This window comes from Streptomyces kunmingensis, from assembly GCF_039533535.1.
GTDB classification, from domain to species: domain Bacteria; phylum Actinomycetota; class Actinomycetes; order Streptomycetales; family Streptomycetaceae; genus Streptomyces; species Streptomyces kunmingensis.
Genome location: NZ_BAAATS010000018.1, coordinates 331885 through 357559 on the forward strand (window position 1 = coordinate 331885; position 25675 = coordinate 357559).

Below are 25675 nucleotides of genomic sequence, written 5' to 3' on the forward strand. Positions count from 1 at the left end.
ACGTAGATCTGCCCCGGGTCCAGGTGCGAGAAGTCCGCCTCCTGGTAGACCTGGACCGTGCCGCCCTTCTTGGCACCGGCAACAGGCTTCGCCGGGCCGACGGAGTCCTGGGCGGTACCCATGGTGACGGGCTTGGCCTGGGCCTTGGCGTCTTCCTGGGTCTTGCCGACGGGCTTGTTGCTGCTCTTGCTGCCGCTGCTGCAGCCGGTCAGCGCGAGGGCGCCGACAGCCGCCGCGGCGACCGTTGCCTGCGCCGTGCGCGATCGAAGGATGCTCATGGAGTCGAGTCCACCTGCCTGTGAGTAGTGATCCTGCGGTGCTGCCTGGCGCATCCGGCCTGGTCGTCCGGCGCCCGGGTGGCAGCTGCCCCCTGGGTGGTGCTGGCTAGCGTCCGGTCTTGGGATCGAAGGCGTCCCGGACCGAGTCACCCAGGAGGTTGAACGCCACGACGAAGACGACCATGGCGATACCCGGGAAGAACATGTAGGTCGGGTCCTGCTCGTAGATGTTCGCGGCCGTGGCGAACATCAGCCCCCAGTCGGGGGTGGGGTCCTGATAGCCCACGCCGACGAAGGAGAGGAAGGCGACCGAGAGGATGGTGCTGGGGAGCAGATAGGTGCCCTGCACGATGATCGGCGTCACCAGGTTGGGCAGCAGCTCCTTGCGGACGATCCGCCAGGGCGAGGCGCCCGCGACCTTCGCCGCCTCGACGAACTCCCGCTCGCGCAGGGAGAGGGTCGCGGCGCGGATCAGACGCGCCAGGCTCATCCAGGTCAGCAGCCACATCACGCCGGTGATGGCGAGGAAGCGGACGTAGGTCGGCGTCTCCTCGTCGGGCGCGACGAAGACCGTGACGACGACGGGCATGACCGCGACCATGAACAGCTGGCTGGGCAGCGCGAGCATGAAGTCGATGAGCCGGCCCAGCCAGTAGTCGATCTTGCCGCCGAAGTAGCCCGCGGTCAGACCGATGACGATGCCGATGAGCACCATGCCGATCGTGGCGAGCAGGGCGGTGAACAGCGACGTACGGATGCCGTACAGCAGGTACGCGAGCACGTCGCGGCCGTAGTTCGGGTCGATGCCGAACCAGTGCTCCGGCGACATACCGCCGTTGGGCCCGGCCGGCAGGTTGAACTCGTTGAGGAGCGTGGGGTCGTCCTGGCCGTAGAAGGTGTACGGGTCCTTGCCGTACAGCTTCGTGATGACCGGGGCGAGGGCGGCTATCAGGAAGAAGAAGATGACGACACAGGCCGACACGATGCCCGTCTTGTCCCGCTTGAAGCGGCGCCACATCATCTGGCCGGGGCTGCGCCCCTCCAGCTTCTTGGGCTCCTTCGCGTCACCCTGCGGCGCGCTCTCTTTGTCCAAGGCGGAAGAGGTCTCGGCGCCCTCAATCTCGATTGGACTCGTCATGATTCGTCCATTTCACAGGTGTTGGAGGTCGTCGGCCGGGTAACCGGTGAGCGACGGCCTTCGCACGGCGTACGTCATACGGAGCGCGCGAGGGGAACAACGACTGGGGTGAACCCACCCCTGAGGAACCCTGACCCGCGGTCGGCGGCTGCCGGACCACGGAGCCGAGCCGTCAAGAGCGTGCGCGACGCTGGATCGTTACCTCGTCCACCACGGGGACGGGACGAGACGTGCCCGCGGGACCTACACCTGTCATCGGGGACGACGCGACCCATATGGCGCTTGTGGCACCTCGCATGGGTTCCTCCTCATGAGTCCACTTTGTTCACTACAAGTGGGGGCACAAGTAACCGAGCCGACACCCCTGACGGCGAAGGTTCAGTGCCCCAGTGTGCTCGCGAGTCGGCGCTCCCCACAGCGCGTGACCCATTGACCCGAGCTCTACGCCGTCAACTATTAGCCACGCGGCCTTCGTCGACCACACTCTTTTGGTCTCGGTTCGATCACACCTGATGCGTACATTGCCCAAAATCCGGACAAACAGATCCGAGATAGAGGGACACGAAACGGACGTGTTACATATCTATCGACCATTGGTGCCCGGATAGCGGACACCGAGGTGGACTTAATCACTTGCGTCCGGACGGATTTTGACCCGTTGTTGGGCAAAGCCCGAGGTCCGTCGTTGTCAATCCGCGTAGACAAGGGCAGATTAGCGCCAACGCAAAGCGCCCGGCACCCCTTTCGGGGCACCGGGCGTTCGCGTCAACTACAGGCGCGTCAGCCGTGCTTGGCGCGCGAGGCGGAGCGGCCGCGCTCCTTCTGGTCCAGGACGACCTTGCGGATGCGCACGGCCTCCGGGGTCACCTCGACGCACTCGTCGTCGCGGCAGAACTCCAGGGACTGCTCCAGGGACAGCTTGCGGGGCGGGACGATCGCCTCGAAGGAGTCGGCGGAGGCGGAGCGCATGTTGGTGAGCTTCTTCTCCTTGGTGATGTTCACGTCCATGTCGTCGGCGCGCGAGTTCTCGCCGACGATCATGCCCTCGTACACCTCGGTGCCGGGGTCGGTGAACAGCACACCGCGCTCCTGGAGGTTCGTCATGGCGAACCCGGTGACGGCGCCGGCCCGGTCCGCGACGAGCGAGCCGTTGTTACGGGTCTTCAGCTCGCCGAACCACGGCTCGTGGCCCTCGTGGATGGAGTGGGCGATACCCGTACCGCGGGTGCTCGTCAGGAACTCCGTACGGAAGCCGATCAGGCCGCGGGACGGCACGACGAACTCCATGCGGACCCAGCCGGAGCCGTGGTTCGACATGTTGTCCATGCGGCCCTTGCGGACGCCCATGAGCTGCGTGACGGCGCCCATGTGCTCCTCGGGCACGTCGACCGTCAGGCGCTCGACGGGCTCGTGCGTCTTGCCGTCGACCTCCTTGGTGACGACCTGCGGCTTGCCGATGGTCAGCTCGAAGCCCTCACGGCGCATCTGCTCGACCAGGATCGCCAGGGCCAGCTCACCGCGGCCCTGCACCTCCCAGGCGTCGGGACGCTCGGTGTCCAGGACACGGAGCGAGACGTTACCGACCAGCTCGCGGTCCAGGCGGTCCTTGACCTGACGGGCGGTGACCTTGCGGTCCTTGACCGCGGACTTCGCCTGCGCGCCCTTGCCGGTACCACCGCGGCCGACCAGCGGCGAGGTGTTCGTACCGATGGTCATGGAGATGGCCGGCTGGTCGACCGTGATCAGCGGCAGCGCGACCGGGTTCTCCGGGTCGGCCAGCGTCTCGCCGATCATGATGTCGGGGATACCGGCGACGGCGCAGATGTCGCCAGGACCGGCGACCTCGGCGGGCTTACGGGTGAGCGCCTCGGTCATCAGCAGCTCGGTGATGCGGACGTTCTGGATCGTGCCGTCGCGCTTGATCCAGGCCACGGTCTGGCCCTTGCGCAGCTCGCCCTGCTCGACACGGAGCAGCGCGATACGGCCGAGGAAGTTGTCGGCGTCCAGGTTCGTCACGTGCGCCTGGAGCGGGGCCTCCTCGTCGAACGTCGGGGCCGGGACGTGCTCCAGGATCGTGGAGAAGAACGGCTCCAGGCTGGTGGAGTCCGCCGGGACCGTGCCGTTCTCCGGCTTGGTCAGCGACGCGATGCCGTCACGGCCGCACGCGTAGACGATCGGGAACTCGATCTGCTCCTCGTCCGCGTCCAGGTCGAGGAAGAGGTCGTACGTCTCGTTGACGACCTCGTCGATACGCGAGTCGGGCCGGTCCGTCTTGTTGATGCACAGGATGACGGGGAGGCGCTGCTGGAGCGCCTTGCGCAGCACGAAGCGGGTCTGCGGGAGCGGGCCCTCGGAGGCGTCGACCAGCAGAACGACGGCGTCGACCATCGACAGACCACGCTCGACCTCGCCACCGAAGTCGGCGTGGCCCGGGGTGTCGATGATGTTGATCGTGATGACGTCTCCGCCATCCTTCGGGTGGTACTTCACCGCCGTGTTCTTGGCGAGGATCGTGATGCCCTTCTCACGCTCCAGGTCATTCGAGTCCATCATGCGATCGTCGAGGGACTCGGCTGCGTGCGCGGCGAACGAGCCGGCCTGCTTGAGCATGGCGTCGACGATGGTCGTCTTGCCGTGGTCGACGTGGGCGACGATAGCGACGTTTCGGATGTCGTGGCGCGTGGCCATATTGCGGCGTACTCCCGGAGTGAGTGGACGGCTGCGCGTACATCAGTGATACGCGCGCCCTGCCGGGCTGGACACGCCACGGCCTCACCCCATGGTACGGGGCTTGACGGGTGGGGGCGCTTCCGGCCCTGTCGGGGAGGGCCGGAATCAGCGGTCGATCGGGGAAAACTGCAGGTCAATGGGTATAACGAACCTTGCCCGCAGGGCAGTCCCGCGGGCAAGGGAGTTGAGCTCGATCTGAGCTAAAGATTCTTTTCGGCTTACTTCCGGCTCACTTCCGGCTCTTCTTCAGGTAGCCGATGTCCTCGTACTCCGGCTCCTGGAAACCGAAGGCGCCGGCGTTGGCGAGGTCCGGGCGGGCCGCCACCAGCTCGGGGCGCTGATAGAGAGGAATCGATCCTGCCGCGGCCCAGATCTGGGCGTCGGCCTGCTTCATCAGGGACCGTTCCTCGTCGGCGTCGAGCTCACCGATGGCCTGGTCGAAGAGCTGGTCGATGTGGTCCGTGCCGACCCGGGTGTAGTTCTGCTCGACGGTGAGCGACCCGTCCGCGGCCGGGACCGGCTTGGCGTAGATGGGGCGGCCGTCGGTGGCCGGATAGGCGGAGGCGGGCCACGTGTAGAGCGCGAGGTCGTACTCGCCGGACGCGATGTGGTCCTTGAAGTAGCTCTCGTCGTCGACCTTCATGACGTCCGTGCGCACGCCGATCTTCCGCAGCATGCGCGTGATCTCGTCCGCGACGGAGCGCAGCTGCTCCGAGCCCGGTCCCGAGGGGAGCACGAAGCGCAGCGTGAGCGGTTTGCCGTCCTTGGCGAGCGCGCCCGCTGCGGCGCCGCCCGGTGCTGCGGTCCCCATCGGGGCGTACGCGCCGGGGGCGCCGCCCTGGCTGCCGTACCGCGCGGTGCTCTTCCCGAGGCTCTCGGCGGTGTGCTCGCCGTGGCCGCTCTTCTTATGGTGCCCGCCCGGGTGCTTCTTCTTCTCCTTGTCGGCGGCGCGCAGCTGTACGGCGTCGGCCTGGTGCAGGAGCGCGGTGTGCTGGGCCGCGGCGACCGGGCCCGGGCCGAGCAGGGGCGCGTGATCGCCGGGCTTGCCGTCCTCGCCGTCGCCCTGCGCGTCCCCGTCGGCCTGGCCGCCCGCCGTCTTCGGCTTCTCCTTCTTCTCCTCGACCGGGCCGCCGGGCACCCAGCCCGCCTCGGCGAGCAGCGCCTGGGCCTCGGCGGTGTCCTGGTCGCCGAGCGCGTTGCTGTTGTCGGAGTACGCGGACTGCCCGGCCAGGGCGAGATGGTTGTCGACGGTGGTCACCGGCAGGCCGAGCGGCTTGAGGGCCACCTCGGCGAGGTGCCTGCGGTCGAGGGCGCGGGCCACGGCGCGGCGCACGCGCTCGTCGGCGAGCGGCCCCTCGGCGCCGTTCAGCGCGAGCTGTGTGAAGGCCGGTTCGAGGGATTTGCGGACCTCGAAGCCGTGCAGGTTCGCCTGCTCCTTGGCGTACTTCTTCACCGCCTTACGGGTCTTCTCGCGGGCGGCGATCTCCTCGTCCGCCGCCTCCTCGTCCTCGCCGTGCGCGATCGCCCAGGAGCGCAGCGCCTTGGCGGGGGTGAGGGCGGAGCCCGGGCCGTGGGTGAGCGGGCCGGAGGCGCCCTGGTCGCGGGCGGCGTGGGCGAGGCGCTCGGCGCCGCCCAGGTCGAGTCCGGCCAGATCGAGCCGGCCGGCGGCGAGGGCCGTGGCCCGCTTGGCGCGCGGCACCGCGGTGAGGACGACCTTGTCGAGCTTGGCGCCCCGGCCCCACCAGCGCAGGTTGCGCTCGAGGGTGACCTTCTTGGCGTCCCGGTCGACCGAGTCGAGGTCGAAGGGGCCCGCGGTGACCTTGAGCCTGCGGCGGGCGCCGTCGTTGAAGCTGTCCGGCGTCCCCATGACGTCCTTGGGGTACAGCGGCGAGAACAGGGCCCGCCAGTCCGCGTACGGCTTGGAGAACGTGACCCGCACCTCGAGGTCGTCGGCGCCGCGCTCGATCTTCTCGATGCGGTCGTAGCCCGCGTTGTGCGCGGTCCAGAACGCGCTGTCCTTGCCGGACAGGGCGCGCCACTGCGCGGCGAAGTCGGGGGCCCCGATCTCGCGGCCGTCGCTCCAGACGGCCTTCTGGTTCAGCTTGTACTGCACGACCTGTTTGGGCTCGGTCTCGATGACCTCGGCCTTCTCCAGGTAGTCGGCGTCGCGCTGCGGGCGTCCCTGCGCGTCCAGCCGGAACATCGACGGCAGCACCGCGCCCGCGATCCGGCCGGTCGTCCGGTCGGCGTCCGCCTGGAAAGTGTTGAGGGTCCCCGGCATGGAGTCGATCGCCCAGCGCAGGCTGCCGCCGTCCTCGATCCGGTCGCGGGCGGCGGGTGCGATGTCCTGACCGGCGGAGGGGGTACCCGCCTCGTCGTCGTCGGAGCCGCACCCCGCGAGGGCGGTCACCGCGAGCGCGCCGCTCACGAGGAACGCGGCCGAGCGGGTGGCTGCGCCTGGGCGCCTGGGGTTGTGGAGCATCTCGGCGTCTACCTCCGGTGCGGGCCGGTTGATCACGTTTGGCGGTATATGTCGCTGATCACATCTATCGGCCCACTGAAGGGGATCCGGCCCTCCGCGCCCGGCGACACGGCGTGAATCCCCCCGAACCCCACCCGTGCGGCGCAACGTCCGTTGGGTGCGGTGGATCGGGCGCGGCCCGGTTTTCGAGGCTCAGCCGCGCCGTTCCCCGCGCCCCCTACGGGTCGCATGCGTCTGACGGCCGGTGGGGCTTCTCGCGCCGTACCCCGCGCCCCCGAAGGCCGAGAGCGGCTGCCGGCCGGTGGGGCTTCTCGCGCAGTTCCCCGCGCCCCTTACGGGTCGCATGCGTCTGACGGCCGGTGGGGGCTGATCGCGCCGTTCCCCGCGCCCCTGGGGCGTGCGGCTTCGCCGCAGCCCCATTCCCAGGGGGCGCGGGGACGCGCCACATGAGATGCCGCACGAAGTGCGCATCTCGGGGGCGCGGGGAACGGCGCGATCAGCCCTACCGGCTCGCAGACGGAGAACTCCCCAGGGGCGCGGGGAACTGCGCGATCGGGCCCCGCCCACCGGGTAGACGCTCTCGGCGCCGAGAGGCGCGGCGCGCCGGCGCGGCTCGAAAATGAGGGGGGCGCACAAACAAGCGCACCCGGCAATCCGCCCCGCGGCCTTCACAAACGGCAATGTGACGCGCGACACTCGCAGGCGCATGAGCATCTCCGCCGCACCCGCGGAAGCGAGGCAAGTCATGTCCCTGAACAACGACCTGACGGTCATTCAGCGCTGCGTGGACGAGCTCGCCCGCGCCGTGTCCAGGCTCCAACCCGAACTCACGGGCCCGGACCTGCGCCGGGTCCGCGCCGACACGGACCACCTGCGCGAGAGCGTGGCCCTGCTGCGCGCCTCGGCAGCGCCCCCCGGGCACCCGGACCCGCCCCGCCCGCAGGGCCTCGTACCGATCCCCGACACCCCGTACGACAGCACCCTGTGGACCGATTCGGACGACGAGGGACTCGGCGCACGCAACAGGCACGCCCCCTGAACGATCCACCCCGTCCCTTCGAGCGGAGGCTTCGTTGGCCACCGGCACGGAACCCAGTACCGAACCCCATACCGACGGCGGCACCGGCGTCCGAGGCCGGACCCGTGCCGCGATCGCCGCGCCCCATCTGCGCACGGACCGCTGGTGGCTGGCCCCGGCCGCCACCGCGGCGGGCCTGTTCGCCTTCGTCGTCTACTCGACCTGGCGGGCCTTCGCCAACGCGGACTACTACGCGGCCCCGTACGTCTCCCCGTTCTACTCGCCGTGCATCGCCGAGAACTGCGAACCGATGCGGCACGGCCCGAACTGGGAGATCTTCGGTTCCTGGTGGGGCCTCTCCCCCGCCCTGCTCATCCTGATCTTCCCGCTCGGCTTCCGGCTGACCTGCTACTACTACCGCAAGGCCTACTACCGCGGCTTCTGGGCGTCGCCGCCGGCCTGCGCGGTGGCCGAGCCGCACAAGAAGTACAGCGGCGAGACCCGTTTCCCGCTCATCCTCCAGAACATCCACCGGTACTTCTTCTACGCGGCCGTACTCGTCGCCTGCATCCTCAGCTACGACACCGTGCTGGCCTTCCGCGACGAGACCTACGCCTGGGGCCACATGGGCCTGGGCACCCTGGTGTTCCTGCTGAACATCGCGCTGATCTGGGCGTACACGATCTCCTGCCACTCGTGCCGGCACATCATCGGCGGCCGCCTCAAGCACTTCTCGAAGCACCCCGTGCGCTACCGCCTGTGGGGCTGGGTCGGCAAGCTGAATGCCCGTCACATGCTGCTGGCCTGGGCCTCGTTGGTGAGCGTCGCGCTCGCCGACTTCTACGTGTACCTGGTCGCGTCCGGCGTCTTCGACGATCCGCGGTTCTTCTGATGCATTCGACGGTGGGAGCTCGACGATGAGTGTGGTGCAGCGGCAGCAGTGGGATGTTGTCGTGGTGGGCGCGGGCGGCGCCGGGCTGCGGGCCGCGATCGAGGCGCGTGAGCAAGGGGCGCGTACGGCGGTGATCTGCAAGTCCCTGTTCGGCAAGGCCCATACGGTGATGGCCGAGGGCGGCATCGCGGCCGCCATGGGCAATGTGAACTCCGGCGACAACTGGCAGGTCCACTTCCGCGACACGATGCGCGGCGGCAAGTTCCTCAACCAGTGGCGGATGGCCGAGCTGCACGCGAGTGAAGCCCCGGCCCGCGTCTGGGAGTTGGAGACCTGGGGCGCCCTCTTCGACCGTACGCGCGACGGGCGGATCTCGCAGCGCAACTTCGGCGGGCACGAGTATCCACGCCTCGCCCACGTCGGCGACCGTACGGGACTCGAACTCATCCGCACCCTCCAGCAGAAGATCGTCCAGCTCCAGCAGCAGGACAAGGAGGAGTTCGGTGACTACGAGGCGCGGCTGAAGGTCTTCCAGGAGTGCACGGTCACCCGTGTACTGAAGGACGAGGACGAGAACCGCGTCTCCGGCGCGTTCTGCTACGAACGCGAGAGCGGGCGCTTCTTCGTCCTGGACGCGCCCAGCGTCGTCCTCGCCACCGGCGGCGTCGGCAAGTCCTTCAAGGTGACGTCGAACTCGTGGGAGTACACCGGCGACGGCCACGCCCTCGCCCTCCTCGCGGGCGCGCCACTGCTCAACATGGAGTTCGTGCAGTTCCATCCGACCGGGATGGTCTGGCCCCCGTCGGTGAAGGGCATCCTCGTCACGGAGTCGGTCCGCGGCGACGGCGGAGTGCTCAGGAACTCCGAGGGCAAACGCTTCATGTTCGACTACATCCCCGACGTCTTCAAGGAGAAGTACGCCGAGTCCGAGGCCGAGGGCGACCGCTGGTACGAGGACCCGGACAACAACCGGCGCCCGCCCGAACTCCTGCCCAGGGACGAGGTGGCCCGCGCCATCAACTCCGAGGTCAAGGCGGGCCGCGGCTCCCCGCACGGCGGGGTGTTCCTCGATGTCTCGACCCGGATGCCCGCCGAGGTCATCCGGCGCCGGCTGCCTTCGATGTACCACCAGTTCAAGGAGCTGGCGGACGTCGACATCACCGCGGAGGCCATGGAGGTCGGACCGACCTGCCACTACGTGATGGGCGGCATCGCCGTCGACTCGGACACGGCGGCGGCCCGCGGCGTACCCGGTCTCTTCGCGGCCGGCGAGGTGGCCGGCGGCATGCACGGCTCGAACCGGCTCGGCGGCAACTCGCTCTCCGACCTGCTCGTCTTCGGCCGCCGTGCGGGGCTGCACGCGGCCACGTACGCGCAGGGGCTGACGGACCGGCCCGCCGTGGCCGACCTTCAGCTCGACACCGCCGCCGCCGAGGCGCTGCGTCCCTTCTCCGCCGAGGGCCAGGAGGACGGCACCGTCCCCGAGAACCCGTACACCCTGCACCAGGAACTCCAGCAGACGATGAACGACCTCGTCGGCATCATCCGCCGGGAGCCCGAGATGGAGCAGGCCCTGCGCAAACTCGCCGATCTGCGGGTACGGGCCCGCCGGGCCGGCGTCGAGGGGCACCGGCAGTTCAACCCCGGCTGGCACCTCGCGCTCGACCTGCGCAACATGCTGCTCGTCAGCGAGTGCATCGCCCGCGCCGCCCTGGAGCGCCAGGAGTCGCGCGGCGGCCACACCCGCGAGGACCATCCGGCGATGGACCGGGAGTGGCGGCGGGTGAACCTGCTGTGCCGGCTCCGCGATCCCAGCGGGGGCCTTGCCGCGACCGATCCGGTCCGCGGCCAGATCAGCCTCGCCCGCGAGACCACCGAACCCATCCGCCCCGACCTGCTGGCCCTCTTCGAGAAAGAGGAGCTGGTCAAGTACCTGGCCGAAGAGGAGCTGTACGAGTGAGCGCGTATGAGGCCCGGTTCAAGGTATGGCGCGGGGACACCGGGGGCGGTGACCTGGAGGACTTCTCCGTCGAGGTGAACGACGGCGAGGTCGTCCTCGACATCATCCACCGCTTGCAGGCGACCCAGGCCCCTGACCTGGCGGTTCGCTGGAACTGCAAGGCGGGCAAGTGCGGTTCGTGCTCCGCGGAGGTCAACGGGCGGCCGCGGCTGATGTGTATGACGCGGATGTCCGTCTTCGACCGGGACGACGTCATCACCGTGACGCCGCTGCGCGCGTTCCCGGTCGTCCGGGACCTGGTCACCGACGTCGGGTTCAACTACGCGAAGGCGCGCGAGGTCCCGGCGTTCGTGCCTCCCGCCGGACTGGGGCCCGGCGAGTACCGGATGATGCAGGAGGACGTCGACCGCTCGCAGGAGTTCCGCAAGTGCATCGAGTGCTTCCTGTGCCAGGACACGTGCCATGTGGTGCGCGACCACGAGGAGAACAAGGCCGCCTTCGCGGGCCCGCGCTTCCTGATGCGCGTCGCCGAACTCGACATGCATCCCCTGGACGAGGCCTCCGAGAACGGCCTCGACCGCAAACGCACCGCCCAGGACGAACACGGCCTCGGCTACTGCAACATCACGAAGTGCTGCACAGAGGTGTGCCCCGAAGGCATCAAGATCACGGACAACGCGCTGATCCCCCTGAAGGAACGCGCCGTGGACCGCAAGTACGACCCGGTGGTCTGGCTGGGCAACAAAATCCGCCGAAGGCAATCACCCTGACCCCATTCAGCACCCCATTCCAGCCCCTCCGGTGATTGAGGAGAACCCCACCCACCCCCTCCGGGGATCGAGCAGCACCCCATTCCAGCCCCTCCGGCGATTGAGGAGCGGGGGCCGGGGCGGAGCCCCGGGGCTCCGCGCGAACCCCGGGGCGCGGGCTACGGCCGGCAGGGCAACAACCCCGCCCGGTCGCGACACCCCGCCCCCAGACATACGCTCCAAAATGTGCCCGAGCCCCGCCCAACCCCGCTACAGATAACCACCCGCACAGCCGCGGCAGCCCTCCTCACGCTGCTCTGGCTACTGCTGCCCCCCGCCACCACCGCCCACGCCGACGACCCGGTCGCCCTCTCCCGCACCGGACAGATCACCGACAAGGTGGCCGCCCTGGGCGACCGCGAGGACGCCGTCGCCACCGCACTCGGCGAGCTCGACGACGAGCGCGGCATCCAGCTCTTCGTCACCTACGTGCGGGACTTCTCCGGCCGCTCCGCCCAGAACTGGGCCGACGCCACCGCCGACAAGAACGGGCTCGGCCTGAACGACGTACTGCTCGCCGTCGCCACGCACGACCGCCAGTACGCGCTCTCGGTCGACCAGGACTCCCGGCTCACCGACGCGCAGATCGAGGACATCACGCAGGCCGGCGTCGAACCCGCCCTGCGCAAGAACGACTGGCCCGGTGCCGCGATCGGTGCCGCGCACGGCATCGACGCCGTCGTCGCCGGCCGGCCCGTGCCCACCCCGGCGATCACGCCCGGCGAGGCCGACCCCGGAGCGGGCGACGGCACGGGCACCGGCGATCTCGTGCTCCCCCTCATCGCCGTCGGCGCCGCGGGTGCCGTGGCCGTGTACTCGTACACCCGGCGCAAGAGGCGGATGAGCGAGCGCACCACCCCCGGCCGGGGACGTGGGGCGGGCGCCGCCGGCTGGGGGAAGTCGCAGGTCGCTCCGCTCCCCGAGCTCGACACGCAAGCCCGTCACCTGCTGGTGGAGACCGACGACGCGGTACGCACCAGCACCGAGGAACTCGGCTTCGCCACCGCCCAGTTCGGTGAGGAGGCGGTCAAACCGTTCAGCGAGGCGCTCGCGTACGCGCAGACGGAGCTGACCGCGGCGTTCAAGCTGCGCCAGCAGCTCGACGACGCGTTCCCCGAGGACGATCCGACGAAGCGGCGCATGCTCGACGAGATCATCAGCCGCTGCACCGAGGCGGGGCGCCGGCTCGACCAGGAGTCCGGGGACTTCGACCGGCTGCGGTCCCTGGAGCAGGCGGCGCCCGAGGCGCTCGCGAACGCCGAACGCGCCGCGCAGGAGCTGGCGGCGCACACCGACCGCGCGCAGGAGACACTGACCGCGCTCGGCAGGCAGTACGCGCCCTCCGCGCTCGTCTCCGTCGCGGGCCATGTCGAGCAGGCCAGGGACCGGCTCGCGTTCGCCACGACCCATCTCGGCCAGGCCCGTCAGTCCGTCGACACCGGCGACAACGGCCGGGCCGCCGTGCACCTGCGCGTCGCTGAGGGCGCCATCGACCAGGCCGACACGTTCGTGGCCGCGGTCGAGCGCCTCGCCGGGGAACTCGCCGAGGCGAAGGACAAACTGCCCGCCGCGCTCACCGAGTCCGAGGCCGATCTCGCCGACGCGCGCGGCCTCCTCGAAGGCACCGCGCAGGGCGTCTCCACCGCCGATCTTCAGGGCCGCATCGCCCGCGCCGAGTCCGTCGTCGGCGACGTACAGAAGGAGCGGGCCGCGGGCCCGTACGACCCGATCGACGCGCTGCGCCGCGTCGAGGAGGCGGACGCGGCGCTCGACGAGGCGCTCGCGGCGGCACGGGAGCGCGAGGCCGGGACCACGCGCGCCCGTTCACTCCTCGGCCAGGCCCTGCTCGCCGCGCGCAGCAGCACCGGCGCGGCGGCCGACTTCGTCACGACGCACCGTGGCGCCGTCGGCAGCGAGGCCCGCACCCGGCTCGCCGAGGCCCAGCGGCATCTGGCGAACGCGCAGGGCGCCGAGCAGAGCGACCCGGCGGCGGCGCTCGCCGAGGCGCAGCAGGCCGACGCGCTGGCCCGGCAGGCGCAGGCGCTCGCCGAGCGCGACGTGCGCTCGTACGGCGATCCGTACGGGGGCGGCGGACGCGGCGGCGGGGGCTCGGGCGGCGCCGTGCTCGGCGGGATCCTCCTCGGCCAGCTCCTCGGCGGCGGGCGACGCGGCATGGGCGGCGGACGCGGCATGGGCGGCGGCGGGTTCGGCGGCGGGGGCGGACCCGGCAGCTTCGGCGGCGGCGGGACCCGCGGTCGCAGAGGCGGCGGCGGACGCTTTTGAGCGGCACGCCGGATTCCTGATACTCCCCCTACGTTCTGGAGAGCGTGACCATGACGAAGCAGACCATTTTCAGCCGGGTCGCCACCCTCGCGAAGGCGAACATCAACGCCCTGCTCGACAGCGCCGAGGACCCCCAGAAGATGCTCGACCAGCTCATCCGCGACTACACGAACAACATCAGGGAGGCCGAGGACGCCGTGTCGACGACCATCGGCAATCTGCGGCTGATGGAGCAGGACCACAAGGAGGACGTGGACGCGGCCGCCGAATGGGGCACGAAGGCGCTCGCCGCCAGCAAGAAGGCGGACGAGCTGCGGGCCGGCGGGACGACGGCGGAGGCCGACAAGTTCGACGGCCTCGCGAAGGTCGCTCTCGGGCGGCAGTTGCAGTCCGAGAAGGAGGCCAGGGACGCCGAGCCGACGATCGCCTCGCAGACCGAGGTGGTCGACAAGCTGAAGTCCGGTCTCGCCCAGATGAAGACGAAGCTGGCGGAACTCCGGTCCAAGCGCGACCAGTTGGTGGCGCGCGCGAAGACCGCGCAGGCGCAGAACCAGATGATGGACGCCGCGAAGAACATCGACGTCCTCGACCCCACGAGCGAGCTGAGCCGCTTCGAGGAGAAGGTGCGCCGCGAGGAGGCCAGGGCGCTCGGCAAGCAGGAGCTGGCCGATTCCTCGCTGGACGCGCAGTTCGAGCAGCTGGACGCGCTGGGCGACGACGCCGAGATCGAGGCACGGCTCGCCGCGCTCAAGGGCGCGTAGCATCCTCGGCTCGGTCAGAAGAGGCTGAGCAGCGCCTCCGTCGGATCCACCAGGCCCGTGCCGCCGTCGGGCAGCGCGAGTTCGAACCAGACCGTCTTGCCGCGCGGGGTGCGGCGCGAGCCCCAGGCGGCGCTGAGCAGGCCGACGAGCTGGAGGCCGCGGCCGCCCTCGTCGGTGTCACGGGCGCGGCGGCGGCGCGGCTGCACGAGCCCCGCGTCCCACACCTCGCACACCAGCGTGCGGTCGAGCAGCAGCCGGAGCCTGATGTCCCCCTCGCCGTAGCGCAGGGCGTTGGTGACCAGCTCGCTGACGAGCAGTTCGGTGGTGTCGGCGAGGGGTTCGAGGTCCCAGGAGGTCAGCTGCTCGCGGGCGAGCTCGCGGGCCCGGCCCACGGACTTCGGTTCGCGCGGCAGCGTCCAGTCCCCGACGTTCTCGCTCGGCAGGCCCTCGACGCGGGCCATGAGCAGGGCGATGTCGTCCTCGCCGTGGTGCGTGTCGAGCGTGGTGAGGACGTGGTCGCAGACGTCCTCCAGGGCCGGGGCCGGGTCGTCGAGCACGGCGCGGAACGCGGAGAGTCCCTCGTCCAGCGGGTGGTCGCGGGACTCGACGAGGCCGTCCGTGTAGAGCGCGAGGAGCGAACCCTCCGGCAGCTCGACCTCCACCTCCTCGAACGGCTCGCCGCCCACGCCGAGCGGCATCCCGGGCGGCACGTCGAGCATGAGGGCTCCGTCGCCGGGCGCGACGAGCACGGGCGGCAGGTGCCCGGCGTTGGCGAAGGTGCAGCGGCGCGTGACCGCGTCGTAGACCGCGTAGACGCAGGTCGCGAGGTAGACCTCGGACAGGTCGGCGTCGGAGGGCTTGCTGCGGGCCGAGCGGGTCGCCTGCTGGACGCCGCCGGGTGTGCCGAGGCCGCGCGCGATCTCGTCGAGCGCGCTGAGCACTTCGGCGGGTTCGAGGTCGAGCAGGGCCAACGTCCGCACGGCGGTGCGCAGTTCTCCCATGGCGACGGCGGCGCGAAGTCCGCGCCCCATGACGTCGCCGATGACGAGCGCGGTGCGATGGCCCGGCAGCTCGATGACGTCGAACCAGTCGCCGCCGACCTCCGTCGCCGCGTTCCCCGGCAGGTAGCGACACGCGATGTCGAGGCCGGACGCCTCGGGGTTGTCGGGCGGCAGCAGCGAGCGCTGCAGAATCAGGGCGCGCTCGTGCTCGCGGCGGTACAGGCGCGCGTTGTCGATGGAGACCGCGGCGCGTGCCGCCAGATCGATCGCGAGCGAGCGGTCCCGGTCGTTGAACGGCTCGCTGCCCTTCGTACGGGAGAACTGCACGAGCCCGACGACCGTGTCGTGGGCGACCATGGGCACCGCGAGCGTGGACTGTACGAGGCCGCCCGGCTCGGCGGGCAGCAGCTGGGGGCGCGCGGTGCGCAGGGCGTCCGCGCAGGCCGAGTTGAACGGGAAGCGGTGCTTCGCTCCGACGCTGACGGGGGCCTCGCCGCCCAGGTCGAGGAAGGGGACGTCCGCGACGGCGCTGGCGGCGGCGACCCGGCGCAGCTCGGCGCTGCCGTCGGCGAGACTGTGGCTGCCGAGCGCCGCCTCGTCGCCCGCGAGCAGTCCCTGGTACAGGTCGACGGAGGCCAGGTCGCAGAAGCCGGGGACGACGACGTCGAGGAGTTCACGGGAGGTCGCCTCCAGGTCGAGCGAGTTGCCGATACGGGCGCCCGCCTCGTTCAGGAGCGCCAGGTTGCGGCGGGCGTGCGCGGCCTCGCGGGCGGCGGCGTGGCGCCGGGTGACGTCGGTGGAGAGCCCGGCGATACCGATGGGCCGGCCGGAACCGCTGTGCACGCGGTACAGGTTGATGGACCAGTGGCGGCGCTCGGAGGAGTTCGGGACGGTCCCCACCAGCTGCATGTCGGTGACGGCGTCGCCGGTCTCCAGGACCCGGCGCAGCGCGCCCTGCACCCGGTCGGCCTCGTGCCGCGGCAGGTAGTCGTGGACGGTGCGGCCGCGGTGGTCGTCGGTCTTGCCGCCGAAGACCGAGGTGAACGTGCGGTTGGTCCGCCGCACCCTGAGGTCCGTGTCGAACAGCAGGAAGCCGAAGGGAGATTGACCGAAAATCGCCTGCGAGGCGGCGAGGTCCGTCTCGATGCGCCGCAGGGTCCGTACGTCCACGACGATGCAGACGGCGGCGCGCTCGCCGGACTCGGTGGTGGTCGGCATGACATAGACCTCGGCGCGGCCGGTGGGCCGGTCGGACGACGCCTGCGCGCCCTCCGCGGGCGGCATCCGGAAGGGGACGCTGCCCGTCCACTCGCGGCCGTCCAGGATCTCCGCCATCTTGCGGTGCCCGCGCTCGCGGAGATCCGCGGGGACGAACGCCTCGATCGGGTCCCTGCCCACGGCGGACTCGGCCGCGACGCCGAAGATCTGCGCGGCGCGCAGGCTCCACTGGTCGATCAGCCCGTCGGGCCCGATGGAGAAGGAGGCGACCTTGATGTAGTCGTAGATCGAACCGGGCGGGTTCGACTGCCAGCCGTCGGGCGCATTCGTACCGATACCGCCCTGCGGCGTGCGGTCCGCATCCCGCGCCGACGCCGTGCCCGAGAGACCCTCGGACATGTTGGCCTTCGCTGGTATCTCGCTCACGCGAACCGTCCCCTCCAGCTCACCACGTCCGGCACCGGTCACCGGGGCGGCTGCCCGCAGTATCCAGCACTACGGAGCCGCACAACACGGTGTTCACGATCACACCACGCTCCCGACGCTTTTTGGCCCGTCGGGGCCGATTGTTTCCGTACCCAGGGTGGAGGTACGCCCACACACAGCGACCCGCACCCACTGTTCTGATCTTCGTCTAACCGGGCAGGGCCAGCTCGAACCACACCGTTTTGCCACCCGACCGGGGGTCCCCCAGCCTGGTGCCCCAGCGCCGGGACGCGCCGGCCACCAGTTGGAGGCCCCGGCCGCCCTCGTCGTCGGCGGTGGCGGCGCGGGCGCGGGGCGGATCGGGGAGCGGGTCGGAGACCTCGACGAGGAGGGTGCCGGGGGCGCCGCAGGGGTCGGCCGGGCGGCAGAGGCGTACCCCGATCGGGCCCGAGGCGTGCCGCAGGGAATTGGTGACCAGCTCACTGACCAGCAGTGTCGTGATGTCGCCGACTTCGTCGAGGTCCCATTCGGCGAGCTGCGTCCGGACCGCCGCGCGGGCCCTGCGGACCGCGGTCGGGTCGGCTGGGAAGGCCCACTCGGCGTAGTCGCCTTCGGTGTGGAGCACGCCGATCACTTCCCTGACCCGAGGAGGTAGCTCTGTCCGGTTTTTGAGGGTTAATCGGCATATACCCGGGCGGAGCGTGGTGCTATCGCGTCAGGGGGTGTGTGGTGGTACGGACGGCGTACGCGAGTCGCCGCCGGCGCGCGGCCGAACGCCCGCGCGCCGGGCCGGGCTCAGGAGGTCTCCCGCCCGAGCACTTCTTTCACCGCGGGGACGTCCTGATCCAGCCAGTCGACCGACCAGATCTCGTCCGGCGTGAGCCAGCGCAGCTCGTCGTGGTCCTGGAGCGGGCGCGGAGTGCCGGAGAGGACGCGGGAGCGCCACACTTGCAGGACGTAGCCGGGCTTCAGGGGCCACTCGCCCGGCACGCGGTCGACGGGGACGGCCGCGATGCCCAGCTCTTCGCGCAGTTCGCGCGCCAGGGCGTGCTCGGGGCTCTCGCCCGGCTCCACTTTTCCGCCGGGCAACTCCCAGCGGCCCGCGAGGTCGGGGGGCGCACTCCGTCGCGCGGCGAGGAGGCGGCCCCCGTCGTCGTACAGGGCGGCGGCGACCACCACGACGGGGTCGGACGGAGAAGATGCAGTGGGCATGTGCCGGAGCCTACGGCCCCGTCAGCGCACCGATCCGTTCTGCTCCGGTCCCGGTCCCGGATACGGGACGAGGCGCTCGACCCAGTAGAGCTGCTTGTGGCCGCGGCTGTCGAAGCTGTCGGCGGTGCGCTGAGCCTCGGCCCTCGTGGCGTACCTGCCGACGCGGTAGCGGTTGCCGTTGTCGTCCTCGCGGATGACAAGCCACGGAAGCGTGGTCGTGCTGTCAGTCATCGCGCCCCTCCACTCCCCGACACCGGCTCGCATGCCCCGCCCCCTAAGAATTCCGAGGAAACCTCATTCCGCATATGCCCGAGCCTACGCCTGACCTTTACGGAGCGGATACGGATTAGCACAAAGAGATACGCAACAAGCCACCGCGCCGTCCTCTTGCGACCACGGCGAAGAGGCGCACCCGCATAGATGCGCCTCTCGTTTCCCAGAAGTGCCGTGTCAGCTCACGCGCACCATGGGAATCGGCATCAGAACGGCCTCACCGGCGGGCGCTTTCGTGCAGACGTCGCCACACGTCGCGTCCAGTGAGCAGCACAGCGAGCAGATCGGCCCGGCCTGGACGGGGCAGTCGGCGATGTCCGGGAGTTCGTACGCGGTCTCGCAGACGCCGCACGTGTGCGTCGCGGTGACGTCCGGTACGTCGGCGTCCGGACCGTTCACCGGGTTCGGGCGGGCCAGGTAGTACTTCCCCTTCGTCGCCCAGGCGATGAGGGGGCACAGGGTCACTGCGAGGCCTGCGGCGATGAAGGTCGAGAACGCTTCCGCGTACGCCCCGAAGAGCCCGAAGAAGGCGAGGATGGAGACGACCGACGCGATCACCATCGCGCCGAACCCGGCCGGGTTCACGGCATACAGATAGGCGCGTTTGAACTCGATGTACTTGGGGCTCCAGCCGACCCGCTTGTTGATGACGAGGTCGGCGGCGACGGCCGCGATCCAGGCGATGCCCACGTTCGAGTAGAAGCCGAGCAGCTTGTTGAGCGCGGCGAACATGTTCATCTCCATCAGCGTCAGCGCGATGGCGAGGTTGAGGAAGATGTACCAGACCCGTCCCGGGTGGCGGTGGGTCACGCGGGAGAAGAAGTTCGACCAGGACAGCGAGCCGCTGTATGCGTTCGTGACGTTGATCTTGATCTGTGACACGACGACGAACAGCGCCGCGACCGGCAGCGCCACCGAGCCGAGCCACGGCTTGAGCGCCTCCACCTGCGGGGCGATGGGTTCGAGCGCGTGCGTCGTGCCGACCGCCTCCAGCGCCACGAAGGCGAGGAGCGCGCCGCCGAGCTGCTTGGCGGCGCCGATGACCACCCAGCCGGGCCCCGCGGCGAGAACGGCCAGATTCCACCGCTTTCTGTTCGCCTCCGTCTTCGCCGGCATGAAGCGCAAATAGTCCGCCTGCTCGCCGATCTGCGCGATGAGGGAGAGCGCCACGCCGGTACCGAGCCCGAAGCCGAGCCAGTCGAAGCCGCTGCCCGCGCCCTCGACGCCGCCGAAGTGCGTGAAGTCGCCGAAGGAGCCCGGCGAGTGGAACAGCAGGATCAGGAACGGCAGGACGAGGCCGATCAGCCAGACCGGCTGCGTCCACGCCTGCACCTTGGCGAGCGCGCCCATGCCGCGGAACACGATCGGGATGACGATGAGCGTCGTCAGCAAGTACCCGACGGGCAGCGGCAGTCCGACGACCTCGTGCATGGCCTGCGCCATGATCGAGCCTTCGAGCGCGAAGAAGATGAACGTGAACGAGGCGTAGATCAGCGAGGTGAGCGTCGAACCGAAGTAGCCGAAGCCCGCGCCGCGCGTGATGAGGTCCATGTCCAGGCCGTACTTGGCACAGGCCCGGGCGATCGGGATGCCGGTCAGGAAGATGATCGTCGCCGCGCACAGGATCGAGGCGAGACCGCTGGTGAACCCGTACGTGAACACGATCGACGCCCCGATCGCGAAGTCGGCGAGGTAGGCGATGCCGCCGAGCGCGGTGGACGCGACCATCGTCGGCGACCAGCGCCGGTAGGAGTGCGGGGCGTAGCGCAGCGAGAAGTCCTCACGGGACTCGTCGGCCGCCAGCCTGGCGTAACTGCGCTGGGGCGCACTCCCGTCGGGAGGCTCGGGGGCCGCCGGTTCGGCGGTGGGCAGGGCGGTGTCGGTCATCGTCGGCGTCCGTTCGTCCATCCGTCAGCGGAATACCGGTGCGGCCGGTACGCAGACGGAAGGTAGGAGCCGTACATGACAAGTCGTTGCAGCGCGGGATTGCCTGAGGGTTACGAAGAACTCACTTCACCGGCAAGTGGTACGCGATGCGGTAACGATCGGCGGGAACCACGACATCGGCCGTCTCCACGGGCCTGCCCGAGGCGAAGAAGGTCCGGTGGATGACGAGGACGACATGGCCAGGGACGCCCCCGAGCGCGCTCAACTCCTCGGCGAGGCCGGGGCGGGCGGCGACCTCCTCCGTCACGTTGTCCACGATCACGTCGATCGCCGCCATGCGCTCGACGACGCCGCAGCCGCCCAGCGGTCCCTCTTCGGGGAGCATCACCGGAGTGCGGCCCGTGACGGCCAGCGGCTCCCACGATGTCGCCAGCATCACCGTCTCGCCCGCGTCCCGGTACACGTATCTCGTACACATCACGCGGTCGCCGACGCGGACACCGAGCCGCTCGGCGACGTCGCCGTCCGCGTCGGCCTGCTCGCTGCGCGACTCCCAGGTGCCACGGGCGGCGGGATCGGACTGCTCCTGGCGGAACGGAGTGGAGCCCCCGCCCGCCTGATATCCGGAGCGGGCCACACGGCGCGGCACGGGTCGCTCGCGCACATACGTCCCCGACCCGGACCGGCCCTCGACGAGCCCCTCGGCCATGAGGACCTTGCGCGCCTCCAGGGCGACCGTGTCCGAAACCCCGTACTCCTCACGGATCCTGGCCTGTGAGGGGAGACGTGTGAGCGGCGGCAGCGAGCCATTGACGATCTTCCTGCGCAGGTCTCCCGCAACGCGCAGGTACGCCGGCTGCTCCCCGAATGTCACTTGTACTTCCCCTCGGATCCCCATCGATTGACAGATAGCGACAGCGTGGCAACCGTGGGTTGAGCGGTGCAAGCAAAGGCCACGGAATCACTCGAAGTGATGACAGTCCATGCACGAGGCCTTCACGCAGCAACTTTCTCCAGGTAGTGCACTCTTCACACATCGAGAGGTAGATCGAGTACGCGCACGAGGTCACACAGAGCGTGAGACCGCCAGTCCCGTCTTCGCACCTGCACCGCACAGCGGGACGACCGCGGCCCGCCCGTTGAGGACCGCGGCGACGGACCCGCCCTCACGCGTCGCCGCCCAGCAGGCGACGCCGGTCGACTCGACGTACAACCCCCGCGACGCCAGATCGAGTTGAGCGTGCCGGATCTGATCCTCGCTCACCGTATGGAAGGCCCCACCCGATTCCCGTACGGCCCGGAGGATCTGCCGGGCCCGAGGAGGCCGGGGAATGGCGATGCCCTCGGCGAACGTAGGAACCACAGCAACCACGTCATCGCCCAGATCATCCGCTCCGGCCTGCCAGGCGGCGGCCAGCGGCGCAACCGCGGCGGCCTGTACAGCATGCAGCGCGGGCCGCCGGTCGATCAGCCCCGCGGTGTGCAGTTCGGCGACGGCAAGAGCGGCACCGAGAAGAAGCGTGCCGTTGCCGACAGGCACGACCAGAACATCGGGAAGCCGCCCCCCGAGATCCTCCCAAAGCTCATGCACATAGGTCTTGGTGCCATGCAAGAAATACGGATTGTGAACGTGACTGGCATAAAAAACGCCACTCTCGTCCGCCACCGCCCGAGCCGCCACCGCCGCGGCCTCACGATCCCCGGCGACGACTTCCAGCCGGGCACCATGCGCCCCGATCTGCTCGAGCTTCTTCGCCGACGTCCCCTCAGGAACAAAAACAGTGCACGGCAACTGAGCGCGAGCGCAGTAGGCCGCAACGGCGGCCCCGGCATTCCCACTGCTGTCGGCGACAACCCGCTCGGGCCGCAGCCGTCCGGCAAGAGCGGCAAGCATGACGGCCCCACGATCCTTGAAAGACAAGGTGGGCATCAGGAAATCCAGCTTGGCCGACACCTTCTCGGTCAGCCGCACCACCGGAGTACGCCCTTCCCCCAAAGTGCACTCCGCCTCGCCCAGCGGCAGGCATTCCGCGTATCGCCACAACGAATTGACGCGCCCGGCAAGGGACTTGAGCGGCGCGGGAGTGGGCGAGTAATCGAGATCGAGCGGCCCCCGGCAGGCGGGACAACACCAGTCGAGCGCCCCGGAGGGAACGCGGGTCCCGTCGACGGGGCAGTAACAGTCGGGAAGGACGCTCATGAGGGCACCCTAGACACACAGAGGACGCCCGCCCCGCCGCGAGAGCGGCGTTTCCAAGGCGCCACCACCGTTCAGTCAGGTACGAGACGACGGGAGGGGCCGGTCGGGGTATGTCCGCGCGCAGCACCCCTGCGCAAAGCGACGGCACCCGACGCAACGATGGACGCCTACAAGATGGCGAGCACGGACATACCCCGACCGGCCCCGCACCCACCCACACACCTGTAGGACTCAACGGAAAGCCGCCAACGAAAACCGGACGGCCACCCTCCCTTCAGGGCATACCCACTCGCCCCCCCGGCGCGCATGCGACACACCGCACCTCCCACGCAGCACCCTCAACGCATGACCCCGGCCCCCCACCTCCTCACCACCCTCACCCTCACCTCCGCCCTGCTCACCCCCCTACTGACTCCCCCACCCGCCTCGGCCACATCCCGCCCCACCACCCCACCCTGCAACGCCCCCGCCTGGACCCTCTCGACCCACACCCCCGCCCCGCCCAAGGACCCGTTCCACGCCTACACGGCCAACGGCTACCTGGGAGTCCGCGTCCCCCCGCCCGGCACCGGCTACGCCACCCCCGGCGCCCCGGACGCCAAAACGGGCTGGCCGCTGTACACACCCCCGTACGACGGCGCCTTCGTCTCCGGCCTCTACGCCCGCGGCCCCGCCCACACCGCCCACCGCGAGGCCCTGGCCGCCCTCCCCACCTGGACGACCCTGGACGTGACGGCGAACGGCGAAACGTACGGCCCGACCAGCCGCATCAAGAACTACAACCAGAGCCTCGACCTACGCTGCGGCACCATCACCACCTCACTCACCTGGCTGCACAGGAACGGCGGCAGCACAGACCTGACGTACGAGGTACTCACGGACAGGGCACGCCCACACGTAGGAGCGGTCCGCCTACGGGTGACCCCGCACTGGACCGGCAAGGTCAGAATCACCGACCGCATCGACGCGAGAGGCGCCCGCCGCCTCACCCCGACGGGTTCGGGCCCGGCAGGCAAAAAGACAACGAGAACAAACTTCACCACGACCGGCCCGAATACAACCGGCACAGTGGCATCCACCCTCATCGCCCCGGGCCGAACCCACCCGGCAGCCCGCACGACGCAACTGTCAACACACCAAACGGCGGACTTCAACGCCACGCGAAACACCACCTACGAAGTAACCAAATACGTAGGCGTAGACACGACCCTGACCTCAAAGGCTCCCCAAGCGGACGCGACCACGGCATCCCAACGCGCCGCGGCAGCAGGCTGGCCCACCCTGAATTCCGAACACACCAATGCCTGGCAAAAGCTCTGGGCATCGGACATCGAACTCCCGGGAAACGCAACCCTCCAGAAACAGGTACGCGCGGCGCAGTACGGCCTGCTGGCCTCCCTCCGCCGCGGCACGGCGAACAGCATCGCGCCGACGGGCCTGAGCAGCGACAACTACGCGGGCATGGTGTTCTGGGACGCGGAGACATGGATGTTCCCGGCGCTCCTGGCCACCCGCCCGCACCTGGCGGAACCCATCCTGGAATACCGCTACCGCACCCGCGCGGCGGCAGCGGAAAACGCCCGCAAAACGTCCGTGGGCGGCCTCATGTACCCATGGACCAGCGCGAGTTCGGGCAGACTCTGGAGCGAATGCCAAAGCTGGAACCCACCGCACTGCGTGACCCAGAACCACCTACAGGGTGATATCGCGCTGGCGGCCTGGCAGTACTACCAGGCGACGGGCGACCGCACATGGCTACGGGAAAGGGGCTGGCCGCTGCTCAAGGGCCTGGCCAAGTACTGGACTTCAAGAGTCACGCGGAACACCAGCGAAACCAAGCATTCCACGGATCCTCACGGACGAACCAGCTATTCGATCAAAGACATCGCGGGCCCGGACGAATACAGCAACGGCGTGGACGACGGCGTCTACACGAACGCGGTGGCAGCGATGTCACTACGCGCGGCGTCCAATGCGGCCCGCCTCCTCGGCGAACACCCGGACCCGGCCTGGCCCCGCATCGCCGACGGCCTCCGCATCCCGTACGACGCACGCCGCAAGGTCTTCCTCCAGTACGAGGGCTACGACCTCGACGGCAAGGCCGGCGACATCAAGCAGGCGGACGCCGTCCTGCTGCTGTACCCCCTGGACTGGCGCCCGATGCCGCGGGGCGCGGCTGCCGCGACGCTCGACCACTACGCGGCGCACACGGACCGGGACGGCCCGGCGATGACGGACTCGGTGCACGCGGTCGCGGCGGCGGCGATCGGCGAGCCGGGCTGTGCGGCGTACACGTTCCTGGAGAGGGCGTCGCGGCCGTTCTTCCGCGGCCCGTTCGGTACGTTCTCGGAGGCGCGCGGTACGAAGGCGGGTGCCGGGGACGCGCTGGCGGGGTCACCGGCGCAGGACTTCCTGACCGGCAAGGGCGGCTTTCTCCAGGTCTTCACGCACGGCCTGACGGGTCTCCGGCTCAGGGACGACGACGCGGTGCACCTGGATCCGATGCTGCCGCCGCAGCTCTCGACGGGCGTCAAGGTCAGGGGACTTCGGTGGCGCGGCCGCACCTACGACGTGGCGATCGGCGCGGAGCGGACGACGGTGCGGCTCACGTCGGGTGCTCCGTTCACAGTGGACACGCCCCAGGGCCGCGGGACGGTGACGGAGGCAGGTGTCACGCTGCGGACCCGGCGCCCGGACCTCACCCCGACGTCCGATCTGGCGCGCTGCCGCCCGGCGACGGCGACGTCCGAGGATCCGGGCCAGTACGCGGGCGCGGCGGTCGACGGCAACCCGGCGACGACATGGCTGCCGGCGCGTCCCGGAGCAGCGCTGACGGTGGACCTGGGCGCGGAGCTGCCGTTGTCCCGGGTGACGGTGTCGGGTGCGCGGTCGTACCGGGTCCGCACCTCGACGGACGGGTACGACTGGCGGCCGTTGGCGGCGGGCGGGCCGGGGCGCTTCGTACGGGTGACGGAGACCGGGAAGGCGGCGGAGCCGATCGGAGAACTGACGGTCCGATGACAACGCGGCGTACAACCTTCGGCCCCCCACAACGGTCTTGATCACATACCCGGCCCCCTCCCTCGGTCGCCGGGCGTTGATCTTGA

The 25675-nt window shown here is 70.0% G+C and carries 17 protein-coding genes and 1 pseudogene; 7 read left to right on the forward strand and 11 right to left on the reverse strand.

Annotated features, from left to right (window positions below; translation table 11 throughout):
• From ABD366_RS23135 to ABD366_RS23150, 4 genes and pseudogenes are all read right to left on the reverse strand, one after another.
• A pseudogene (locus ABD366_RS23135) lies at positions 1 to 278 on the reverse strand (ABC transporter substrate-binding protein); the annotation flags it as partial.
• Positions 279 to 384: 106 nt separating this feature from the next.
• Positions 385 to 1416, reverse strand: coding sequence for an ABC transporter permease (locus tag ABD366_RS23140; protein ID WP_324773887.1), 1032 nt, complete (start codon positions 1414 to 1416; stop codon positions 385 to 387).
• Positions 1417 to 2196: 780 nt separating this feature from the next.
• Positions 2197 to 4104: a translational GTPase TypA gene (gene typA / locus ABD366_RS23145; protein WP_324773885.1), complete on the reverse strand. Its 1908-nt coding sequence runs from the start codon at positions 4102 to 4104 to the stop codon at positions 2197 to 2199.
• Between the two features lie 271 nt (positions 4105 to 4375).
• Complete coding sequence (locus tag ABD366_RS23150; RefSeq protein ID WP_324773960.1) at positions 4376 to 6628, reverse strand: ABC transporter family substrate-binding protein; 2253 nt, start codon at positions 6626 to 6628, stop codon at positions 4376 to 4378.
• A 745-nt stretch (positions 6629 to 7373) separates the two neighbouring features.
• Between ABD366_RS23150 and ABD366_RS23155 the strand changes: the two genes are divergently transcribed.
• From ABD366_RS23155 to ABD366_RS23180, 6 genes are all read left to right on the forward strand, one after another.
• On the forward strand, positions 7374 to 7667 hold the full coding sequence (locus tag ABD366_RS23155; protein WP_324773958.1) for a hypothetical protein: 294 nt from the start codon (positions 7374 to 7376) through the stop codon (positions 7665 to 7667).
• A 34-nt stretch (positions 7668 to 7701) separates the two neighbouring features.
• Complete coding sequence (locus tag ABD366_RS23160; RefSeq protein WP_324773883.1) at positions 7702 to 8538, forward strand: hypothetical protein; 837 nt, start codon at positions 7702 to 7704, stop codon at positions 8536 to 8538.
• A gap of 25 nt (positions 8539 to 8563) precedes the next feature.
• The gene (locus ABD366_RS23165) at positions 8564 to 10498 is read left to right on the forward strand and encodes a fumarate reductase/succinate dehydrogenase flavoprotein subunit (RefSeq protein ID WP_324773881.1); all 1935 of its coding nucleotides are present in this window, start codon (positions 8564 to 8566) and stop codon (positions 10496 to 10498) included.
• Positions 10495 to 11268 carry a succinate dehydrogenase/fumarate reductase iron-sulfur subunit gene (locus tag ABD366_RS23170; protein WP_324773879.1) on the forward strand — a complete coding sequence of 258 codons (774 nt, stop codon included), beginning with the start codon at positions 10495 to 10497 and terminating at the stop codon, positions 11266 to 11268. The genes ABD366_RS23165 and ABD366_RS23170 overlap by 4 nt, the downstream gene beginning before the upstream one ends.
• A gap of 225 nt (positions 11269 to 11493) precedes the next feature.
• Positions 11494 to 13590, forward strand: a complete 2097-nt coding sequence (locus ABD366_RS23175; protein ID WP_344442371.1) for a TPM domain-containing protein — start codon at positions 11494 to 11496, stop codon at positions 13588 to 13590.
• A gap of 50 nt (positions 13591 to 13640) precedes the next feature.
• On the forward strand, positions 13641 to 14351 hold the full coding sequence (locus ABD366_RS23180; RefSeq protein WP_324769798.1) for a PspA/IM30 family protein: 711 nt from the start codon (positions 13641 to 13643) through the stop codon (positions 14349 to 14351).
• Positions 14352 to 14365: 14 nt separating this feature from the next.
• On the opposite strand, the gene ABD366_RS23185 is transcribed toward ABD366_RS23180, so the two are convergent.
• The 7 genes from ABD366_RS23185 to ABD366_RS23215 form a co-directional block, all read right to left on the reverse strand.
• Entirely contained in the window at positions 14366 to 16996 is a 2631-nt protein-coding gene (locus ABD366_RS23185; RefSeq protein ID WP_324769799.1) for a SpoIIE family protein phosphatase, read from the reverse strand.
• 208 nt (positions 16997 to 17204) lie between these two features.
• Positions 17205 to 17630 (reverse strand): ATP-binding protein, encoded by a 426-nt coding sequence (locus ABD366_RS23190; RefSeq protein WP_324769801.1) that lies wholly within the window; start codon positions 17628 to 17630, stop codon positions 17205 to 17207.
• A gap of 161 nt (positions 17631 to 17791) precedes the next feature.
• Complete coding sequence (locus ABD366_RS23195) at positions 17792 to 18208, reverse strand: (deoxy)nucleoside triphosphate pyrophosphohydrolase (RefSeq protein ID WP_324769803.1); 417 nt, start codon at positions 18206 to 18208, stop codon at positions 17792 to 17794.
• Positions 18209 to 18229: 21 nt separating this feature from the next.
• A complete protein-coding gene (locus ABD366_RS23200) occupies positions 18230 to 18439 on the reverse strand; it encodes an SPOR domain-containing protein (protein WP_324769804.1) in 210 nt (69 codons plus the stop codon).
• A 219-nt stretch (positions 18440 to 18658) separates the two neighbouring features.
• Positions 18659 to 20368 carry a purine-cytosine permease family protein gene (locus ABD366_RS23205; RefSeq protein WP_324769806.1) on the reverse strand — a complete coding sequence of 570 codons (1710 nt, stop codon included), beginning with the start codon at positions 20366 to 20368 and terminating at the stop codon, positions 18659 to 18661.
• Between the two features lie 121 nt (positions 20369 to 20489).
• Positions 20490 to 21242 carry a GntR family transcriptional regulator gene (locus ABD366_RS23210; RefSeq protein ID WP_324769808.1) on the reverse strand — a complete coding sequence of 251 codons (753 nt, stop codon included), beginning with the start codon at positions 21240 to 21242 and terminating at the stop codon, positions 20490 to 20492.
• A 192-nt stretch (positions 21243 to 21434) separates the two neighbouring features.
• The gene (locus ABD366_RS23215) at positions 21435 to 22568 is read right to left on the reverse strand and encodes a pyridoxal-phosphate dependent enzyme (protein WP_324769809.1); all 1134 of its coding nucleotides are present in this window, start codon (positions 22566 to 22568) and stop codon (positions 21435 to 21437) included.
• A 345-nt stretch (positions 22569 to 22913) separates the two neighbouring features.
• Here ABD366_RS23215 and ABD366_RS23220 point away from each other — a divergent pair, with 345 nt between their 5' ends.
• Positions 22914 to 25589 (forward strand): glycosyl hydrolase family 65 domain-containing protein, encoded by a 2676-nt coding sequence (locus tag ABD366_RS23220; RefSeq protein ID WP_344442375.1) that lies wholly within the window; start codon positions 22914 to 22916, stop codon positions 25587 to 25589.
• Positions 25590 to 25675 lie beyond the last annotated feature (86 nt).

What these genes read in the sequence shown, in the direction of transcription:
- ABD366_RS23140 (WP_324773887.1), bottom strand. Translation starts at nt 1,416, where the DNA reads ATGACGAGTCCAATCGAGATTGAGGGCGCCGAGACCTCTTCCGCCTTG.
- typA (WP_324773885.1), bottom strand. Translation starts at nt 4,104, where the DNA reads ATGGCCACGCGCCACGACATCCGAAACGTCGCTATCGTCGCCCACGTC.
- ABD366_RS23150 (WP_324773960.1), bottom strand. Translation starts at nt 6,628, where the DNA reads ATGCTCCACAACCCCAGGCGCCCAGGCGCAGCCACCCGCTCGGCCGCG.
- ABD366_RS23155 (WP_324773958.1), top strand. Translation starts at nt 7,374, where the DNA reads ATGTCCCTGAACAACGACCTGACGGTCATTCAGCGCTGCGTGGACGAG.
- ABD366_RS23165 (WP_324773881.1), top strand. Translation starts at nt 8,564, where the DNA reads ATGAGTGTGGTGCAGCGGCAGCAGTGGGATGTTGTCGTGGTGGGCGCG.
- ABD366_RS23180 (WP_324769798.1), top strand. Translation starts at nt 13,641, where the DNA reads ATGACGAAGCAGACCATTTTCAGCCGGGTCGCCACCCTCGCGAAGGCG.
- ABD366_RS23195 (WP_324769803.1), bottom strand. Translation starts at nt 18,208, where the DNA reads ATGCCCACTGCATCTTCTCCGTCCGACCCCGTCGTGGTGGTCGCCGCC.
- ABD366_RS23200 (WP_324769804.1), bottom strand. Translation starts at nt 18,439, where the DNA reads ATGACTGACAGCACGACCACGCTTCCGTGGCTTGTCATCCGCGAGGAC.
- ABD366_RS23205 (WP_324769806.1), bottom strand. Translation starts at nt 20,368, where the DNA reads ATGACCGACACCGCCCTGCCCACCGCCGAACCGGCGGCCCCCGAGCCT.
- ABD366_RS23215 (WP_324769809.1), bottom strand. Translation starts at nt 22,568, where the DNA reads ATGAGCGTCCTTCCCGACTGTTACTGCCCCGTCGACGGGACCCGCGTT.
- ABD366_RS23220 (WP_344442375.1), top strand. Translation starts at nt 22,914, where the DNA reads ATGACCCCGGCCCCCCACCTCCTCACCACCCTCACCCTCACCTCCGCC.